This is a genomic window from Sinomonas sp. T428B (assembly GCF_056780155.1).
This window is the reverse complement of record NZ_JBRAZR010000001.1, coordinates 3892760-3910562: the sequence shown is the minus strand read 5'-3', so window position 1 is coordinate 3910562 and position 17803 is coordinate 3892760. Positions and strand designations below refer to the sequence as shown.

Here is a 17803-nt window from a genome sequence, read left to right as displayed (position 1 = left end):
GATGCGTATCAAGATCGTGTCCGCGCTGGCTGCCGTGGCGACCGTGCTCGGGCTCGCGGTGTCCGCGGGACCCGCCGCGGCGAGCACCGGGGGGACGCCGGACGGCAACCTGCATCCCAATGTCGGGCTCATCCTGTTCTATGACGAGTCAGGCGGCAGGTTCCGCTGCTCCGCGACGCTGGTGACCCCCACCGTGCTGCTCACGGCGGCGCACTGCACCGACGGGACCGTGGGCAAGACCATGGTCACGTTCGAGTCCGTCATCGCGGAGGAGCCGCCGTCCGGCCTGCCGACGGCCTCGGACCCCTCGGTCGGGTTCACCGCCCGCGACCTGCGCGGCTACAACTACGGCACCGCCTACACGCACCCGCAGTACTCGGGCTTCACGGACATGGCCAACTGGAACGACGTCGGCGTCGTCGTGCTCGAGAAGGCCGTCCCGCTGCCGCTCGGGCAGGTCGCACCCGCCGGGACGCTCGACGCCATCCCGACGAGCGGGCTGCGCAGCACGCTCTTCCGCGCCGTCGGCTACGGCACGGAGGTGCGCAAGGCCGATGACGGCCCGCAGAACCCGCAGCCGATGAGCTACCCGCTCATCCGCCGCTACGTGGACATGCCCGGCCAGAAGCTCACGCCGCAGATCCTGCAGACCAACGGCAACGAGAACGACACGTTCGGCACCGGCGGCACGTGCTTCGGCGACTCGGGGGGCCCGCTGTACCTGAACGGGCGGATCGTGGGCGTGACGAGCTTCGGCTACACCTCGAACTGCCGCTACCTCGACGGCTACCAGCGGGTGGACATCCCGGTGGTCCAGGACTGGCTCGCGACGTTCGGCGTCCCGGTCTGATCCTCCCGTGCGATCGGCCCGCAGGGCCCCGGCTTCCCGCCGGGGCCCTGCCCATCCATGAGGCGCCGGTAAGCTCGGGGCCATGGAGTCGACGCAGGACGGCATGAAGAGCCAGCCCCACGCAGTGATCTCGCCGACCCGCAACGACCCCCTCCTGCGGACCCTCTCGGAGTCCGTCGGCGGCCCGCTCGGAGACCATGCGGCTCCGGGCGTCGTGGCGAGCGGGCTCTGGACGCCCGAGCGTGTGCTCATCGTCCTGACGACGCTCGCGGCCGTGCTCGGCGTCGTCCTCAAGGGCTACTGCCGCGTCAACGGCTGGACCACGCCCCAGCACTTCTACGCGACGTGCTACTCCGACCTCCCCACGCTCTTCGGGGAGCGCGGGCTCGCCGAGGGCGTGCTGCCGTTCTTCACCCAAGACGCGCTCTTCGAGTACCCCGTGATCATGGGGCTCATCGCGGGGGCGACGGCGCTGCTCGTGCCCGGCGAGGGGGTCAGCCAGGCCAGGGCCACGGGGTACTTCGACATCAACAGCGTGCTCATCGCGATCATGTGGCTCGTCGCCGTGATCGCCACGGCGCGCTCGAACCGGCGCCGCCCGTGGGACGCCGCGATGCTCGCGGTCGCGCCGGGCGCGATCCTCTCCGGGTTCATCAACTGGGACATGTGGGCCGTGGCCTTCCTGGCCCTCGGCATCCTCGCCTTCGCACGGGACCGGCCGGTGTGGGCCGGCGTCTTCATCGGCCTCGGCACCGCGACGAAGCTCTACCCAATCGTGGTGCTGGGGGCCATCCTCGTCCTCGCCGTGCGCACCGGGAAGTACCGGCCGTTCGTGCTGACGCTGGCCGGCACCGTGGGGTCGTGGCTCGCGGTCAACGTGCCGATCATGCTCCTGAACCCGGCCGGCTGGGCCTACTTCCTCGAGTTCACCCGCGAACGCCCGGCGGGGTTCTCCTCCATCTACTTCGCGTGGAACCTCGTCGCCGAGCGCCTGCGCTGGATCATGCTCGACGCCCCGGGCATCAACGCGATGGCCACCATCTCATTCGCCCTCGCGTGCGTCGCCATCGCCGTCGTCGGCCTCCATGCGCCCAGGAGGCCCCGGCTCGCGCAGCTCGCGTTCCTCATCGTCGCGGCGTTCGTGCTGACCAACAAGGTCTACTCGCCGCAGTTCGTCGTGTGGCTCATCCCGCTCTTCGCGCTGGCCCGCCCGCGCTGGGGCGCCTTCCTCGTCTGGATGGCCGTCGAGGCCGCCCACTGGGCCGCGGTCTGGATGTACCTCGCGCAGTGGACGAGCGGCGGCTCCCCGCAGAACAACATCGACTCGCCGTACTACGTAGCGGCGATCCTCGCGCACATGGCGGTCCTGGCCTACCTGTGCGTCCGGGTGGTCATGGACATCTACGACCCGTCCGGGGACCCGATCCGGCGCAGCCGCCAGGACGATCCGCAGGGCGGGGCGTTCGACGGCGCCCCCGACGCCGTCACGCTGCGCACCCTGCGCACGGTGGTCGGGCGGATCGCGGCGCGGGAGCCGGCGCTGCGCGAGTAGCGGAGGCTGCTGGACCACACCGCCATCGGTTATCGCGGGCAGAATGGATCGGTGACCTCCCGCCCGTCCCCGCAGCCCTTCGACCTCGCCCGCATCGGCGCCGGGCTGGCCTTCGCCCGGTCGCTCGGGGAGCTCGAGGCGGCACTGAACGGGCAGGGCGGACGCGCGGCCGGGCACGCCGTCGTCGTCCAGGCGCCGCCCGGAACCGGCAAGACGACCCTCGTCCCGCCCCTCGTGGCGAACCTCGCGCTGGCCGCGCATCAGCATGCGCACGACGGCGCCGCCCCGCCGCGCGTCGTCGTCACCCAGCCGCGGCGCGTCGCCGTGCGGGCGGCGGCCCGGCGCCTGGCCGAGCTCGACGACTCCGCCCTGGGCGAGCGCGTCGGCTTCACGGTGCGGGGCGAGCGGAAGGCCGGGCCCGGGACCGTCGTGGAGTTCGTCACGCCCGGGATCCTCCTGCGCCGCCTCCTCGCGGACCCGGGGCTCGAGGGCGTCGACGCCGTCGTGCTCGACGAGGTGCACGAGCGCGGCCTCGAGACCGACCTCGCGCTCGGCATGCTCGCCGAGGTGCGGCAGCTTCGCGACGACCTGGCGGTCGTGGCGATGTCGGCGACCGTGAATGCGCTCCGTTTTGCGGCGCTGCTTGCGGACGACGGCGGCGGGCCGGCTCCCGTGGTCGACTCGCCCTCGGTGCTCCATGCGCTCGAGGTGGCCTGGGCGCCGTCGGCCGCACCCCGGCTCGACGAGCGCGGCGTGACGAGGGCCTTCCTCGACCACGTTGCCGAGACTGCCGCCCGCGAGCATGCGGAGGCCCTCGCCGGCGGGCAGGATGTGGACGCGCTCGTGTTCCTGCCGGGGGCGAGGGAGGTGCGCTACGTGGCAGACAGGCTGCGTGAGAGGCTGCGGGACAGCGCGCGCAAGGGATCCGCGGCCGAGGTCCTCGAGCTGCACGGCCAGGCTCCGACGCGCGAGCAGGACCGCGCCGTCTCCGGCCGCGGCCCCGCGGATCCGCCCCGCATCGTCGTGTCCACGGCCCTGGCGGAGTCGTCGCTCACGGTCCCCGGGGTGCGGCTCGTGGTCGATTCCGGGCTGGCCCGGGAGCCGCGGCGCGACGCATCCCGGGGAATGTCCGGACTCGTGACCGTCTCGTGCTCGCGGGCCTCGGCCGAACAACGCGCGGGCCGCGCCGCCCGCCTCGGACCCGGCCGCGTGGTGCGCTGCTATGACGAGCGGGCGTTCGCCGCCGCGCCCCCGCAGTCAACGCCGGAGATCGCGTCCGCGGACCTGACGGAGGCGGCGCTCGTGCTCGCGTGCTGGGGCGCGCCGGGCGGCGAGGGCCTCGCGCTCCCGGACGCACCGCCCCGTTCGGCCTTGGCGGACGCCATCGCGACGCTCACCGCGATCGGCGCCGTGGACGAGGCAGGCCTCGCCACCGACATGGGACGCGTTCTGGCCCGCATCCCGGCCGACCCCCGGCTCGGCCGCGCACTGCTCGAGGGGTCGGGGATGGTGGGGGCTCGGACGGCGGCGGAAGCCGTCGCCATGGTGGCCCGGGACCTGCGTCCGGCGGGGGCCGACCTGGGCCAGCTGCTCGGTGCGCTGCGCTCGGGCAGGGAGCCGCAGGCCCGGGCGTGGGCGGACGACGTCCGGCGCTTCGAGCGCCTCGCCCACACCGAACGCGGGGTCACGTCTCAACGATCCGAGGTCACGTCTCAGGGTCCCGGGGTCACGTCTCGCAGTGGTGACCCCGCATCGCAGGGACGTGGCCTCGCATCGCAGGGAGGTGACCCCGCGTGGCTGGGAGGTGACCCCGCGTGGGGGGTGGCGGCCGTCGTCGCGCTCGCCTTCCCCGGCTCTGTCGCGCGGCGGGTCCCGGGGGACCGGGAGCAGTACCTCCTGGCCTCCGGAACGCGCGCCGGCCTGCCCGCCGGGAGCGGCCTCGCGGGCCACGAGTGGCTCGCCGTCGCCGAGGCCTCGCGCGCGGAGGGCCGCGACGCGGCGGGGACGGGCGCCGTCATCCGCGCCGCGGCCCCCGTCACCCAGGACGTCGCCGAGCACGCCGCCGATCACCTGCTCACCGACCGCGTCGAGGCGCGCTTCGAGAACGGACGAGTGGCCGCCCGCCGCGAGCGGCGCCTCGGCGCCATCCGGCTCGCCTCAACCCCGGTGCGGCCGCAGCGCGAGGAGGGGCACGCCGCCGTCGTGCGCGCCCTCGCAGCGGACGGGCTAGGGGTGATTGGCTGGTCCGACGCGGCGGACGCGCTCCGCCGCCGGCTCGCGCTCGTGCGGCGCGAGCTCGGCGACCCCTGGCCCGACGTGTCCGAGCCCGCGCTCCTCGCGAGGCTCGACGAGTGGCTCGCCCCCGAGGTGGACGCCCTGGCCGGGGGCGCGTCCGTGCGCGGCATCAACCTCGCCGAGCCCTTGCGCCGCCTCCTGCCCTGGCCCGACGCCGCGCGCTTCGAGGAGCTCGCGCCCGAACGGCTCGAGGTGCCGAGCGGCTCGCGCGTGCGGATCGAGTACCCGGCCGTCGCCGGGGATGCCAGCGAGGCGCACGCCGGCGCGCGGCCGGTGGTCGCCGTCAAGCTCCAGGAGTGCTTCGGCTGGGCCGAGACGCCGCGGCTCGTGGACGGCCGCGTGCCCGTGCTGTTCCATCTGCTCTCGCCCGCCGGGAGGCCGCTCGCCGTGACGGGCGACCTCGCCTCGTTCTGGTCGGGGCCCTACGCGCAGGTCCGGGCGGAGATGCGCGGTCGGTACCCCAAGCACCCCTGGCCCGAGGACCCGTGGACGGCCGTGGCGACGGCGAAGACCAAGAACCGGATGTAGCGGTCCAGGTGACCCCGCATCGTTGGGAGGTGACCCCGCATCGTTGGGAGGTGACCCCGCAACGTTGGGAGGTGACCCCGGGTCGTTGTGTGGGCGGGCGCCTAGACTTGCCCGGTGGCCCACCTCGACCTCTCCGGCATCGACTACTTCCTCTCCGACGGCACCCAGCTGCTCAACGGCGTGACCTTCAAGGTCCCGGACGGCTCGAAGACCGCGCTCATCGGGCCCAACGGGACCGGCAAGACGACGCTCTTCAGGATCATCGCCGGCGACCTCGTCCCGGACGAGGGGACCGTGGGCCGCTCGGGCGCGATGGGCGTCATGCGCCAGTTCATCGGGCACGTCCGCGACGACTCGACGGTGAGGGACCTGCTCCTCGGGGCCGCGCCGTCGGACGTCGCCGCGGCTGGGCGGGCGCTCGACGCCGCCGAGCTCGCCATGATGGAGGACGACGGCGAGGCCACCCAGATGCGCTACGCCCACGCGATCGCCGAGTGGGGCGACGCGGGCGGGTACGAGTGGGAGACCGTGTGGGACGAGGTCACCATGGCCGCGCTCGGGGTGCCGTACGAGCGCGCCCAGCACCGCTCGGCGTCGTCCCTCTCCGGCGGCGAGCAGAAGCGGCTCGTGCTCGAGGCCCTCTTCTCCGGACCCGACGAGCTCCTGCTCCTTGACGAGCCCGACAACTACCTGGACGTCCCGGGCAAGCGCTGGCTCGAGGCCAAGCTCGCCGAGTCCCGCAAGACGGTGTTCTTCATCAGCCACGACCGCGAACTGCTCAACAACGCCGCCGAGCGCATCGTCACGCTCGAGCCGGGGATCAACGGTGCGAGCGCGTGGATCCACGGCGGCGGGTTCGGCTCCTACGTCGAGGCCCGCGCCGAGCGGAACGCGCGCTTCGAGGAGCTGCGGAAGCGGTGGGACGAGGAGCACGCGAAGCTCAAGGAGCTCGTGACGATGTACAAGACGAAGGCCGCCTTCCGCTCCGATATGGCCAACCGGTATCACGCGGCGCAGACCCGGCTCGAGAAGTTCCTCGCGGCCGGCCCGCCCGAGGCCCTGCCGCTCGAGCAGAACGTGCGCATGCGGCTCCGCGGCGGGCGCACCGCGAAGCGGGCCGTCGTCGCGGAGAGGCTCGGGCTCACGGGGCTCATGAAGCCGTTCGATGCCGAGATCTGGTTCGGGGACCGCGTCGCCGTGCTCGGCTCGAACGGCTCGGGCAAGAGCCACTTCCTGCGCCTGCTCGCCCTCGGCGGGACGGACCCCGAGCGCGAGCACCTGCCGGTCTCCGACGTCGTCATCGCTCCCGTCCCGCACGAGGGGACCGTGAGGCTGGGTGCCAGGATTCGGCCCGGGTACTTCGCCCAGACCCACTCGCGGCCGGACCTCGCGGGCCGCACGCTCCTCGAGATCCTGCACCGCGGCGACGAGCACCGCTCGGGCCTCGCGCGCGAGGCCGCGGCCGGGGCCCTCGACGGCTACGGGCTCGCGGGCCAGTCCGAGCAGAAGTACGAGTCGCTCTCGGGCGGCCAACAGGCCCGGTTCCAGATCCTCCTGCTCCAGCTCTCCGGCGCGACGCTCCTGCTCCTGGACGAGCCCACCGACAACCTCGACCTGCACTCGGGCGAGGCCCTCGAGCGGGCGATCGACGCGTTCGAGGGCACCGTGCTCGCCGTGACGCACGACCGCTGGTTCGCACGGTCCTTCGACCGGTTCCTCGTCTTCGGCTCGGACGGGACCGTGCGCGAGGCCTCGGAGCCCGTGTGGGACGAGGGCCGGGTCGAGCGGGCGCGGTAGGCGCTGTAGTCGGGCGGCCGTAGGCGTGCGGAACTGCACAACTCACGGCCGGAGCGAGGCCTGAACGGCCCCTTTCGGCCGCGAGTTGTGCAGTTTCTGACGGGTGGCCGTGCCGAGGACTACGCCGCGGCCGGGAGCCCGAGCGCCGACGCGAGCGCGGAGCCGGCGGCCAGGACCGGGTCGACGACCGGCACCCCGAGCGACCGGCGGAGGTGCGGGGCGATCCCGATGCTCGAGAGCGAGGCCGAGCCGAGCAGGATGACGTCCGCCCCGGCCTCGCGCAGCCGGCCCGCCCCGGCGACGGCGCCGAAGGCGCCCGTGGGCGTGTGGAACCCCGCCGGGTCGGCGACCTCGTCGGGACCGTCGGTCATCATGGGCCGTGGCCAGATTGCGTCGGTCACGGCTTCGGGGATGGCGCCGTCCAGGCCGAGGACCCCGATCGTGCCGCCCAGGGCGAGCGCGGCCGCCGCCCCCGCGGCGCCGGCCCCGACGACCGGCACGCCCACGGCGCCGCGGGCCTGGCCCAGCCCCGGATCGGCCATGCAGGAGATGAGGATGGCGTCGGCCTGGCCCTCGAGCTCCCGGGCCATCGCGACGACCTTGGGGGCCGCCTCGGCGAACGACGCCGCATCGTGGACCCCGCGCGGCTGGCCGGGGATGCAGCGGGTGACGGTCCGGAACCCGTAGGCGCGCTCGAGGGCGCGGCCGTGGGCGTGCAGGAGCCTCGGATCGGATGTGGTCAGGGCGCGGATGACGGCGACTCGCATGGTTCCCCCAGGGGTGGTTCGGGTGCGGCGGGGCTGGGTGCGGCCCTCGGTCCCGACGCTACGCCGCCGACATTTCGCGGCCGTGACGGCTCAGTAACGTTCTCCCGCGGCGCCCCGAGCTTAGGCTGTGGCGCATGGGGAACCCTCGCGCGCTCGCGCTTGTCCTGTCCGCGGCGCTGCTCACCGGCGCCCTCGCAGCATGCGACGACGGCCGCAAGGCCGCGGCCAAGCAGGCCGCCGGGCAGCTCGCCTCCGCGCTGTCCGCGCTCGACGTCGGCGGCGTGCCGATGCGCGGCACGGAGCCCTCCGCGGCGCAGACCCAGGTCGCGGCCGCCGTCGAGGGTCTGGGCGAGGCGAAGCCGGCCGTCACCGCCGGCGAGCCGACGATCGACGGCGACCATGCCGACGTCGTCCTCGACTACCGCTGGACCCTCTCCGGGCAGGAGTGGGCCTATTCGACGACGGCGCGGCTCGCCCGGGACGGGGACCGCTGGCTCACCGAGTGGCGGCCGGACCTGCTCGCGCCGCAGCTCGGGGCCGCCGAGGTGCTCGTGCTCGAGGCGGTGGCCCCGGAGCGGGCCGAGATCCTCGGCGCGGGGGACGCGAAGCTCGTGACGTCGCGGCCGGTCCTGCGCGTGGGGATCGACAAGGCCAAGGTCGTGGCCGAGGGGCAGGAGGCCGCCGCGCGGGCCCTCGCCGAGCTCGTCGGCGTGGACCCGGCAGCGTTCGCGCAGCAGGTCGCGGCCTCAGGGGAAAAGGCGTTCGCCGAGGCCATCGTGCTGCGCGACGAGCCCGGCCGCACTCCCACGGACGATCAGATCGCGGCCGTCCCGGGGGCCGTGACCGTCGAGGACACGCTGCCCCTCGCCCCGACGCGGACGTTCGCGCGGCCCGTCCTCGGCAGCGTCGGGCAGGCGACCGCCGAGCAGGTCGAGGCCTCCGAGGGCGCGCTCCAGGCCGGGGACGAGACTGGGATCGGCGGCCTGCAGTCCCAGTACGACGCTCAGCTGCGCGGCAAGGACGGGCTCGCCGTCTACGCCCAGCCCGCCGACCTCACGGCCGAGGCCCGCCGCGCCGACCCCTCGGCACGGCGCACCCTCTTCTCCGCGGACCCCGTCCCGGGCACGCCGCTGCGGACCACGCTCGACCCCCGGCTCCAGCAGCTCGCCGAGGACACGCTCGCGGGGGACGGGCCGGCGTCTGCCATCGTCGCGCTGCGCCCGTCCGACGGCGCCGTGCTGGCGGCCGCTTCCGGCCCGGGGAGCAACGGGTACAACACCGCGATGCTCGGCCAGTACGCGCCGGGCTCGATCTTCAAGACCGTCGACTCGCTCGCCGTCCTGCGCGGGGGCGGGTCCGCCGAGACGCGCGTGCAGTGCACCGAGACCCTCACCGTGGACGGGCGGAAGTTCTCCAACGCGCCCGGCTACCCGGCGTCGTCCCTCGGGGACATCACGCTCCGGGACGCCTACGCGCACTCGTGCAACACGGCCTTCATCAACCTGCGAGGCTCGGTCACCCAGGGACAGCTCGAGTCGGCGGCGACCGCGCTCGGCGTCGCCATCGACCACCCCGGCCTCGGCGCGGCCGCGTTCTTCGGATCCGTGCCGGGGACGGCGGACGGCACCGAGCACGCGGCCTCGATGATCGGGCAGGGGAGGATCCTCTTCTCGCCGCTCGCCGCGGCCATCATGGCCGGATCGGTCGGGAAGGGCTCGCCGGTCTCGGCCAGGCTCGTGGTCGATGCCCCCGCCTCGGCGTCACAGGCCCCCACTTCGCCGTCACAGGGCCCCACCTCGGCGCCGAGCCCGACGGCGTCGCCCGCCCCCGGGGTGAGCGCCGCCGAGGCGGGCGTCCTGCAGGACCTCATGCGCGCCGTCGTCACGAGCGGGCACGCCGGCTTCCTCTCGGCGGTGCCGGGCGCCCCGGTCGGGGCGAAGACGGGCACTGCCGAGTTCGGCACGGACACCCCGCCCAAGACTCACGCGTGGATCATCGGGACCCAGGGCGACCTCGCGGTCGCAGTGTTCGTCGAGGAGGGCGGCTTCGGCGCCGAGGTCTCCGGCCCCCTGCTGACCAGATTCCTCACGGAGGCAGGCCGGTAGGACGTTTGAAAGGCCAGAGTCGGGGTAAGCGATCTGCGACGTGGATGACACCTACACCCTTGAGGAGGGGACTATGTCAACGTCAGCCGCTCGGCCAGCAGCGTCACACCACCGCACCCCCATTGAAATCGCCGCCATGGCAGTGGGCGCCGTATTCCTCCTCGTGGGACTCCTCGGCTTCATCCCGGGGATCACGATGGGGCCCTTGGGGGCCTACGGACACATGTCGGAGGCCCTCCTCCTCGGCGTGTTCCAGGTCTCGATCCTCCACAACATCGTCCACCTGCTCTTCGGCGTGGCGGGCCTCGCGATGGGCCGCAGCGTCTCCGGTGCGAGGGCGTTCCTCGTCTGGGGCGGGGCGATCTACCTCGTGCTCTTCGTCTACGGCCTCATCTTCGGCGGCCCAACACCGGCGAACTTCGTCCCCATGAACATGGCGGACAACTTCCTGCACCTCGTCCTCGGGATCGGAATGCTCGCCCTGGGCCTGATTCTGGGCCGCAGGACCGCAGGGACGCGGACGACAACCATGGGCTAGCGCCGGCGGGGCCCGGCAGCCTTCGGCCACAGGTGATACGCATGCTCACCCTGAACGAGGCGCCCGGGATCCACCGGCTCGAGCACGCCTGGACGAACCTCTATCTCGTCGAGAGCGGCGACGACCTCCTGCTTGTCGACGCGGGACTCCCTGCCACTGAGAGGCTCCTGGCCCATGCGGTCAGGAGCCTCGGCCGGGGCCCGGAGGACATCCGGGCCCTCGTCCTCACGCACGGCCACTTCGACCACGTCGGGGTGGCCGCGCGTCTGCACGCGCGCTTCGGCATCCCGGTCTATGCCGACCCGGCCGACCACTCCCTCGCGGCCCACCCCTACCGCTACCGGCGGGAGCGGAGCCCGCTCCTCTATCCCCTCCGCTACCCGAGGGACGTGGGGATCCTGGGCCGGATGGTCGCGGCGGGCGCCCTCGTGGTGCCCGGGACCAGGGACGTCCGGCCCCTCACCCAGGACGCCCTCGATCGCCTGCCCGGAGAGCCCATCCTCGTCCCGGTCCCCGGCCACACCGCGGGGTCCATCGCCCTGTGGTTCGGCGAGAGGGACGCCGTCATCGCCGGCGACGCCCTCGTGACCCTCGACCCGTACACCGGCCGCGACGGGCCCCAGCTCGTGGCGCGGGCCGCGACCGCCGACAGCAAGCAGGCGCTCGCCTCGCTCGAGAGCCTCGCGGCGACGGGGGCGTCGGTGCTCCTGCCCGGCCACGGCCTGCCCTGGACCCGCGGCGCCGAGTCCGCCGTCGGGGAGGCCCTCAGGGTCTCGAGGCACTAGCTGCGGCGGCCCGCGGCCCCGGCCGCTTGCGGCCGGAGGAGACAGCTAGACGAGGAAGATCGGCAGTGCCCCGGGGTGGTGCGCGTGCACGATCACGAGGAACACCACGAGGTCGAACAGCAGGTGCACCGTCACGACGTACGCGAGCGAGCGCGTGATGGAGAACGTGAAGGCCTGCAGGAGCGCGAACGGGATGGTCAGCGCGGGCCCCCACTCGCGGTACCCCAGCTCCCACAGGAACGCGACGAACGCGACGGCCTGCAGCAGGTTCGCGAGCCATGGGGGGAAGTGCCGGCGCAGCAGCACGTAGACCGTGCACACGAAGAACAGCTCGTCCCAGATGCCCACCGCGTTGACGCCCACGAAGAGCCGGCCGATCTCGTCCGGCGAGGAGACGGCCGGCCAGTTCCGGTAGGCGCCCGAGGTGATGAAGTAGAACGGCAGGATGAGCCACGCCGCGGCGATGACGAGCACGAGGTAGGCCCACTGCGCGCGGCTCCACGGGTGGTCCCCGCGCCAGGGGAAGCGGATGGCCCGCTCGCGGAGCGCATAGCGCGAGAGGACGTAGGGGACGGCGACGGCGAGCCCGAGGACGATGCCCATGAGGGCCATGTTCGGGTAGGAGATGTCCGCCTCGACGGAGATGGTCGAGACGATCACGAGCCCAACGGCGATGAGCGCGAGGCTCCGCGTGAGCGCCCGGTCGGTGAGCGCCGCGAGGGCGAGGCCGGCCGCCATGACCGCATAGCCCGGCAGCGGGGCCCGCGCCACGTAGAGCACGACGGCGGAGCCCGTCACGAGCGCTGCGGCCGCCACGGCCGCCGGCCGGACCCGCACGGGCGCCTCGGTCCCCTGCCACGTCCCCCTCACCATGGCTCCAGACTATGCCACTCCTCACACGCGGGATGATCTCATTCGATCACAAATGACTTTCGTTTGCTACCGTAGAGGACATGGACACCGACGAGCGGCACCGCCGCATCGCGGCGATCGTGCGCGCGCGCCGCACGGTCGGCGTCGCCGAGCTTGCCGAGGAGACCGGTGTCTCCGAGGTCACCGTCCGCCGCGACCTGGGTGTGCTCGAGGAGCGCGGGGTGCTGCGACGCCGGCACGGCGGGGCCGAGAGCATCCTGGGCCGGGGCGAGGACCCCGGCTTCGGGCAGCGCCGGATCGAGAACGCCGAGGGCAAGGCGCGCGTCGCCGCCGCGGCGGCCACGCTCATCGGGGACGGCGAGAGCCTCATCCTGGACTCGGGCACGACGGCGGCCGAGCTCGCCCGGGGCCTGGCCGGCCGCCGCGCGACCGTCATGCCGCTCTCGCTCCAGTCCGCGACGGCCCTCGCCGACGCCCCGGGCATCGAGCTCGTCCTGCCCGGCGGCTCGATCCGCCGCGGCGAGCAGGCCTTCGCGGGGCCGACGGCCGAGGCGGGGGTGCGCGCGCTGCGGGTGGACACCGCCGTCGTCGTCCCGTGCGGGCTCACGCTCGCCGACGGGCTCACGGCCTACGACCTCGCGGACGCGAGCATCAAGCGCGCGGCGGCGGAGGTCGCGGCCCGGACCATCGTCCTGTGCGACGAGGGCAAATGGGGCCGGGTCGCGCTGGCCCGCGTGGGAGCATTGAGCATGGCCAGCGTCCTCGTGACCGACCACGCGTGCACCCCCGAAGAATCCGAGTACCTGACCACCCACGGCATCGAGGTCGTCACCGCATGAATCCCGAGAACCCCGCCGCCCGCCGGCACCCGAGCGCCCGCGAGGTCCGCGCCGCGGCGCTGGCCGTCTTCGCGATCTTCGGGACGAACGGCTTCGTCTTCGCGAGCTGGGCCGCGCGCATCCCCTCGGTCACCGAGATCCTGAGCCTCACGACCGGCCAGATGGGCAGCCTCCTGCTCATGATCGCGATCGGCTCGCTCATCGCGATGCCGCTCACGGGCACGGTCGCGGACCGGATCGGCCTCAAGCGCACCGTCCGCCTGGGCGGGGTCCTCGCGGCGGCCGCCGGGACGGCCGTCGCGGTGGGCCTGCTGCTCGCCTCGGTGCCCGTCGTGGCCGTGGCCCTGGCCGTGTTCGGCGCCGGCATCGCCCTATGGGACGTGGCCCAGAACATCGCGGGGGCCGACGTCGAGCACCGGCTCGGGCGCACGATCATGCCGCAGTTCCACGCGGCCTTCAGCGGCGGCGCCTTCGCCGGGGCCATGGTCGGCGCGGGACTCTCGGCGGCGGACGTCTCGCTGCCGATGCACCTGTTCGCGATCGTCGCGGCCGTGGTCGCCGTCCTGGTCGCCGTGCCCCGCTACTTCCTCGCGCACGACGCCGCGGGGCCGGGTTCGGCGCACCATCCCGCCGAGGGCGGGGCGCACGGGGGCGACAAGGCGCCCGGCGGCGCCCTCGCCGCGTGGCGCCACCCGCGGACGCTGCTCATCGGCGTCGTCGTCCTCGGGGCGACCCTCACCGAGGGCGCCGGCAACGACTGGATCTCGAAGGGCGTCGTGGACGGCCTCGGGGCGAGCGAGGCCGCGGGCGCCTCGCTCTTCGGGGTGTTCGTCGGCGCGATGACGATCGCCCGCTGGTTCGGCGGCCGCGTGATCGACCGGATCGGGCGCGTCGCGGCGCTGCGGATCAGCATGGTGTCGGCACTCATGGGCCTCACGGCATATTCCCTCGCGGGCACGTACTGGCTCTCGGCCGTCGGCGCCGTGTTCTGGGGCCTGGGCGCGGCCCTCGCGTTCCCCATGGGCATGTCCGCCGCCGCGGACGACCCGCGGCACGCGGCGAACCGCGTCGCCGTCGTCTCGACCCTCGGCTACATCGCGTTCCTCGCCGGCCCTCCGCTCCTGGGCTACCTCGGCGACCACGTGGGCCTGCGGGCCGCGCTGCTGGCGATCCTCGTCCCCATCGCCGTGGCCCTCGCCCTCGCGGGCGTGACCCGCAAGGAGGAGCCGGCCGCCGTCGGGGCGGGCGGTCCCGGCGGCCAGGGCGCTCCCGGCGGTGCCGGGGAGGGAGCCGCGGAGAGCGCTGCGGAGCCCGTGGCGCGCCCGGAGGCCGGCGCGTAGGGTTGCCCGCATGAGGAGCGACCCCCTCCGGGTCCGCCGGCGCCTCCGCCCGCCGGGCCGGCCGCCGTTCCATGCCGTGGAGAGCATGGACAGGGCGCTCGTGCGCCGGGTCGCCGCGATGCCGCACGGGCCCTGGGATCCGGGGCTCGTCTGGCTCACCCGGGCGGCCACGAAGTCCAAGCTCTGGATGGCCGTGGCGGCGCTGCTCGCGACCCGCAAGGGCCCGCCGCGCCGCGCCGCCGCCCACGGCCTGCTCGCCGTCTCCGTGGCCTCGGCCGTGGTCAACATCGTGTTCAAGACGATCCTCCCGAGGGCCAGGCCCGAGCCCCACCACCTCCCGGTCCACCGGTTCCTCCACCCCCAGCCCACGAGCTCGTCCCTCCCGAGCGGCCACTCGGCGTCGGCCGCGGCGTTCGCGGCCGGGGTCGGCATGGTCAGCCCGCCCCTCGGCGCGGCCCTCGCCCCCGTGGCCGCCGCGGTCGCGTACTCGCGCGTGCACACGGGCGCGCACTGGCCGAGCGACGTCGTCCTCGGCTCGGCGATGGGCGTCGGGGCCGCCCTCGTGACCCGCTCGTGGTGGCCGCGCCAGGAGGCCCCGCCGCCGCACACGCTCACCGCGGCCCCCGCCCCGGCGCTCGACGGCGGGCGGGGACTCGCCGTCGTCGTCAACCCGCTCAGCGGCGAGGCGGAGCAGGACGTCCTGTCAGCCCTGCGCGTCCTCTTCCCGCACGCGCTCGTGCACGAGCTCGAGCCGGACGAGGACGCCGCACGCGCCGCGCGGGACCTCGCCGCGACCGAGGGCATCCGCGCCCTCGCCGTGTGGGGCGGCAACGGGACCGTGGGAACCGTGGCGGGCGTGTGCGCCGAGACGGGCCTGCCGCTCGCCGTGCTCCCGGGCGGGACCTTCAACCACTTCGCCCGGGACGCCGGAGCGCTCGAGCCCGCCGAGGTCGCCGAGGCGGTCGCGGCCGGCCGCGCCGTGCGCAGCGACCTCGGCCGGGTGCGCGCCGAGCGCGGCTCCGAGGAGGCGCCCGAGGTGCAGGAGCTGGTCATGCTCAACACGGCGAGCGTGGGCCTCTACCCGGACCTCGTGCGCCGGCGCGACCACCTCCTGCGCCGCGTCCCGATCCTGCGCAAGCGCGGGGCCGCCGCCGTGGCCGCGCTGCGCACGTTCGTCGGCGGCACGCCCACGCGGCTCACGGTCGACGGCGTCCGCCACCGCCTGTGGACGCTCTACGTGGGCCGCGGCCGCTACTGGCCCCGGGACCTCGCCCCGCTCGAGCGTCCCCTCATCGACGACGGCGTGCTCGACGTCCGCTCGATCAACGACGAGGGGCGCTTTGCCCGCCTCCGCCTCGTCGCGGCCCTCGTGACCGGCACGACGGAGAGCTGCCGCGTCGTGCGGATCGGCGACCGGTCGGGCGAGCACGCGCGGCTCGACCTCCGCTCGGACGGCGGCGCGCTCACCCTGGCGGTCGACGGCGAGGTGCTCACCGGCGTCCGCCGTGCCCGGCTGTGGGTCGAGCCGGGCGCCCTCACGGTCTACTCGCCGCTCGCCCCCGCCGGGGAGTAGTCCTTCCGGACGACGGGCCCGGGCCAGGTTCATCCTCCCGGCCGTCGTCTCGGCGTGGCGGACAGGCCTAGCGTGGAGGTGTCAGCCACAGATACCCCAGGGGGACCCATGATCCAGGCGACAGACCTGGCCAAGGTGTACGGCGAGAAGACGGCGGTGGACGGCGTGACCTTCACGGTCGAGCCGGGCCGCGTGACCGGCTTCCTCGGCCCCAACGGCGCCGGGAAGTCCACGACGATGCGCATGATCATGGGGCTCGACGCCCCGACCCGCGGCACCGTGACCGTCAACGGGGAGCCCTACGCGAGGCACCGCGCGCCCCTGCGCGAGATCGGCGCGCTCCTCGAGGCCCGCGCCGTGCACCCCGGCCGTTCGGCCTACCAGCATCTCCACGCGCTTGCCGCGACCCACAGCATCCCACGGGACCGCATCGGCGAGGTCATCGACATGACCGGCCTCGGCGCCGTCGCCCGCAAGAAGGTCAAGGGCTTCTCGCTCGGCATGGGCCAGCGGCTCGGGATCGCCGCCGCGCTCCTCGGCGACCCGCAGGTCGTCGTGCTCGACGAGCCCGTCAACGGCCTCGACCCCGAGGGAGTCGTGTGGGTGCGCAACCTCGTCAAGTACCTCGCCTCCCAAGGGCGCACCGTCTTCCTCTCGAGCCACCTCATGAGCGAGATGGCCCAGACCGCGGACCACCTCATCGTGATCGGCCGCGGCCGGATCATCGCGGACGCCCCGATCCGGGACATCCTCGACGGGCAGGGCAAGGCCCGCTCCCGCGTCCGGACCGACAGCCCCGCCGAGCTCACGGCGCTGCTCGCCCGCGAGGGCGTGAGCGTCGCGGCCCACGAGGACGGCCACCTCGAGGTCACGGGCCTCGAGCCTCGCGAGATTGCCAGCATCGCCCTCGGCGCCGGGATCCTCGTCTACGAGCTCACGCCGCTCCAGGCGTCCCTCGAGGAGGCGTACCTCCAGCTCACCCGGGACGACGTCGAGTACGAGTCCCACCTGACCCAGGCCGGCGGCGACGCCGGCGCCTGGAGTCCCGGCCACCGCAGGGAAGTGATCCGATGAGCACCCTCAGCAGCAGCGCACCCGCCGGCGCACCCGCCCACTCTGCCCCTCGCGTCCCCGGCCCGAGCTTCCTCCGCGTGCTCGACGCCGAGGCCATCAAGGCCCGCACGGTCCTCTCGACCCCGATCCTCCTGCTCTGCGCCATCGCGCTCATGGCCGGCTTCGCCGCACTCCAGGCGTGGGGAACGGGCGAGTTCACCCGCGCCGCGCAGACCGACCCCGAGGCCGCCGCGGCGCTCGCCCAGCAGGGCGGGGACATCGCCCTCACGATCCCGACGGCCGCGGTCTCCTTCACCCAGCTCATCATCGGCGCCCTCGCGGTGCTCGCTATGAGCTCCGAGTTCACCACGGGCATGGCCAGGGCGACCTTCTCCGCCGTGCCGAAGCGGCTGCCGGTGTTCGCCGCGAAGCTGCTCCTCGTCGTCGTGATCGCTTTCGTCGTCACGTACGCCGGGGCGATGCTCGGCGGGCTCGTGGCCCAGCCGATCGTCCAGGAGTACGGCCTCACCCTCGACCTGGCCTCGGAGGAGGTCCAGCGGTCGATCCTGCTCAACGGCGTGTACGTCGCGGCCGTCGCGGGGATGGGCCTGGGCCTCGGGACGCTCCTGCGGAACTCCGCCGGGGCGATCGTGACGCTCGTCGCGGGCCTGTTCGTGCTCCCGATCATCTTCCAGCTCATCCCGGGCGAGTTCTTCGAGCAGGCACGCAAGTACCTGCCCACGAACGCGGCGAACGCCATGGTCCAGTGGGGCTCGGACGCCGCCGCGCCCGCGCTGCTCGAGCCGTGGCAGGGCGCCCTCGTCCTCGCCGGCTACGTCCTGGCCCTCCTCGTCGGCGCGGCGGTGAGCCTCAAGGTCCGGGACGTCTGAGCCACGCACGATGGAGGC

The 17803-nt window shown here is 74.2% G+C and carries 14 protein-coding genes; 12 read left to right on the top strand and 2 right to left on the bottom strand.

Annotated features, from left to right (window positions below; translation table 11 throughout):
• Nucleotide 1: 1 nt before the first annotated feature.
• The 4 genes from ACUYMY_RS18115 to ACUYMY_RS18100 all read left to right on the top strand — a co-directional run bounded on the left by ACUYMY_RS18115 (nucleotide 2) and on the right by ACUYMY_RS18100 (nucleotide 7022).
• Nucleotides 2-850 carry a trypsin-like serine protease gene (locus ACUYMY_RS18115; protein ID WP_481704903.1) on the top strand — a complete coding sequence of 283 codons (849 nt, stop codon included), beginning with the start codon at nucleotides 2-4 and terminating at the stop codon, nucleotides 848-850.
• An 82-nt stretch (nucleotides 851-932) separates the two neighbouring features.
• Nucleotides 933-2402 carry a glycosyltransferase family 87 protein gene (locus tag ACUYMY_RS18110; protein WP_481704902.1) on the top strand — a complete coding sequence of 490 codons (1470 nt, stop codon included), beginning with the start codon at nucleotides 933-935 and terminating at the stop codon, nucleotides 2400-2402.
• Nucleotides 2403-2453: 51 nt separating this feature from the next.
• Nucleotides 2454-5225 carry an ATP-dependent helicase HrpB gene (gene hrpB / locus ACUYMY_RS18105; protein WP_481704901.1) on the top strand — a complete coding sequence of 924 codons (2772 nt, stop codon included), beginning with the start codon at nucleotides 2454-2456 and terminating at the stop codon, nucleotides 5223-5225.
• A 114-nt stretch (nucleotides 5226-5339) separates the two neighbouring features.
• Nucleotides 5340-7022 (top strand): ABC-F family ATP-binding cassette domain-containing protein, encoded by a 1683-nt coding sequence (locus ACUYMY_RS18100; RefSeq protein WP_481704900.1) that lies wholly within the window; start codon nucleotides 5340-5342, stop codon nucleotides 7020-7022.
• A 119-nt stretch (nucleotides 7023-7141) separates the two neighbouring features.
• Here ACUYMY_RS18100 and ACUYMY_RS18095 read toward each other — a convergent pair whose 3' ends face one another.
• On the bottom strand, nucleotides 7142-7789 hold the full coding sequence (locus tag ACUYMY_RS18095) for an aspartate/glutamate racemase family protein (protein ID WP_481704899.1): 648 nt from the start codon (nucleotides 7787-7789) through the stop codon (nucleotides 7142-7144).
• 134 nt (nucleotides 7790-7923) lie between these two features.
• Here ACUYMY_RS18095 and ACUYMY_RS18090 point away from each other — a divergent pair, with 134 nt between their 5' ends.
• The 3 genes from ACUYMY_RS18090 (at nucleotide 7924) to ACUYMY_RS18080 (ending at nucleotide 11217) form a co-directional block, all read left to right on the top strand.
• Nucleotides 7924-9894 carry a penicillin-binding transpeptidase domain-containing protein gene (locus ACUYMY_RS18090; RefSeq protein ID WP_481704898.1) on the top strand — a complete coding sequence of 657 codons (1971 nt, stop codon included), beginning with the start codon at nucleotides 7924-7926 and terminating at the stop codon, nucleotides 9892-9894.
• A gap of 73 nt (nucleotides 9895-9967) precedes the next feature.
• Nucleotides 9968-10432: a DUF4383 domain-containing protein gene (locus tag ACUYMY_RS18085; RefSeq protein ID WP_481704897.1), complete on the top strand. Its 465-nt coding sequence runs from the start codon at nucleotides 9968-9970 to the stop codon at nucleotides 10430-10432.
• Between the two features lie 41 nt (nucleotides 10433-10473).
• Nucleotides 10474-11217 (top strand): MBL fold metallo-hydrolase, encoded by a 744-nt coding sequence (locus ACUYMY_RS18080; RefSeq protein WP_481704896.1) that lies wholly within the window; start codon nucleotides 10474-10476, stop codon nucleotides 11215-11217.
• A gap of 45 nt (nucleotides 11218-11262) precedes the next feature.
• On the opposite strand, the gene ACUYMY_RS18075 is transcribed toward ACUYMY_RS18080, so the two are convergent.
• Entirely contained in the window at nucleotides 11263-12090 is an 828-nt protein-coding gene (locus tag ACUYMY_RS18075; protein ID WP_481704895.1) for a CPBP family glutamic-type intramembrane protease, read from the bottom strand.
• A gap of 80 nt (nucleotides 12091-12170) precedes the next feature.
• Here ACUYMY_RS18075 and ACUYMY_RS18070 point away from each other — a divergent pair, with 80 nt between their 5' ends.
• The 5 genes from ACUYMY_RS18070 to ACUYMY_RS18050 all read left to right on the top strand — a co-directional run bounded on the left by ACUYMY_RS18070 (nucleotide 12171) and on the right by ACUYMY_RS18050 (nucleotide 17785).
• Entirely contained in the window at nucleotides 12171-12929 is a 759-nt protein-coding gene (locus tag ACUYMY_RS18070; protein WP_481704894.1) for a DeoR/GlpR family DNA-binding transcription regulator, read from the top strand.
• Entirely contained in the window at nucleotides 12926-14269 is a 1344-nt protein-coding gene (locus ACUYMY_RS18065) for an MFS transporter (RefSeq protein ID WP_481704893.1), read from the top strand. Before ACUYMY_RS18070 ends, ACUYMY_RS18065 begins: the two co-directional genes overlap by 4 nt.
• Nucleotides 14270-14279: 10 nt before the next feature.
• The gene (locus ACUYMY_RS18060; RefSeq protein WP_481704892.1) at nucleotides 14280-15842 is read left to right on the top strand and encodes a phosphatase PAP2 family protein; all 1563 of its coding nucleotides are present in this window, start codon (nucleotides 14280-14282) and stop codon (nucleotides 15840-15842) included.
• A 108-nt stretch (nucleotides 15843-15950) separates the two neighbouring features.
• On the top strand, nucleotides 15951-16916 hold the full coding sequence (locus ACUYMY_RS18055) for an ABC transporter ATP-binding protein (RefSeq protein ID WP_481704891.1): 966 nt from the start codon (nucleotides 15951-15953) through the stop codon (nucleotides 16914-16916).
• A complete protein-coding gene (locus ACUYMY_RS18050; RefSeq protein ID WP_481704890.1) occupies nucleotides 16913-17785 on the top strand; it encodes an ABC transporter permease in 873 nt (290 codons plus the stop codon). The genes ACUYMY_RS18055 and ACUYMY_RS18050 overlap by 4 nt, the downstream gene beginning before the upstream one ends.
• Nucleotides 17786-17803 lie beyond the last annotated feature (18 nt).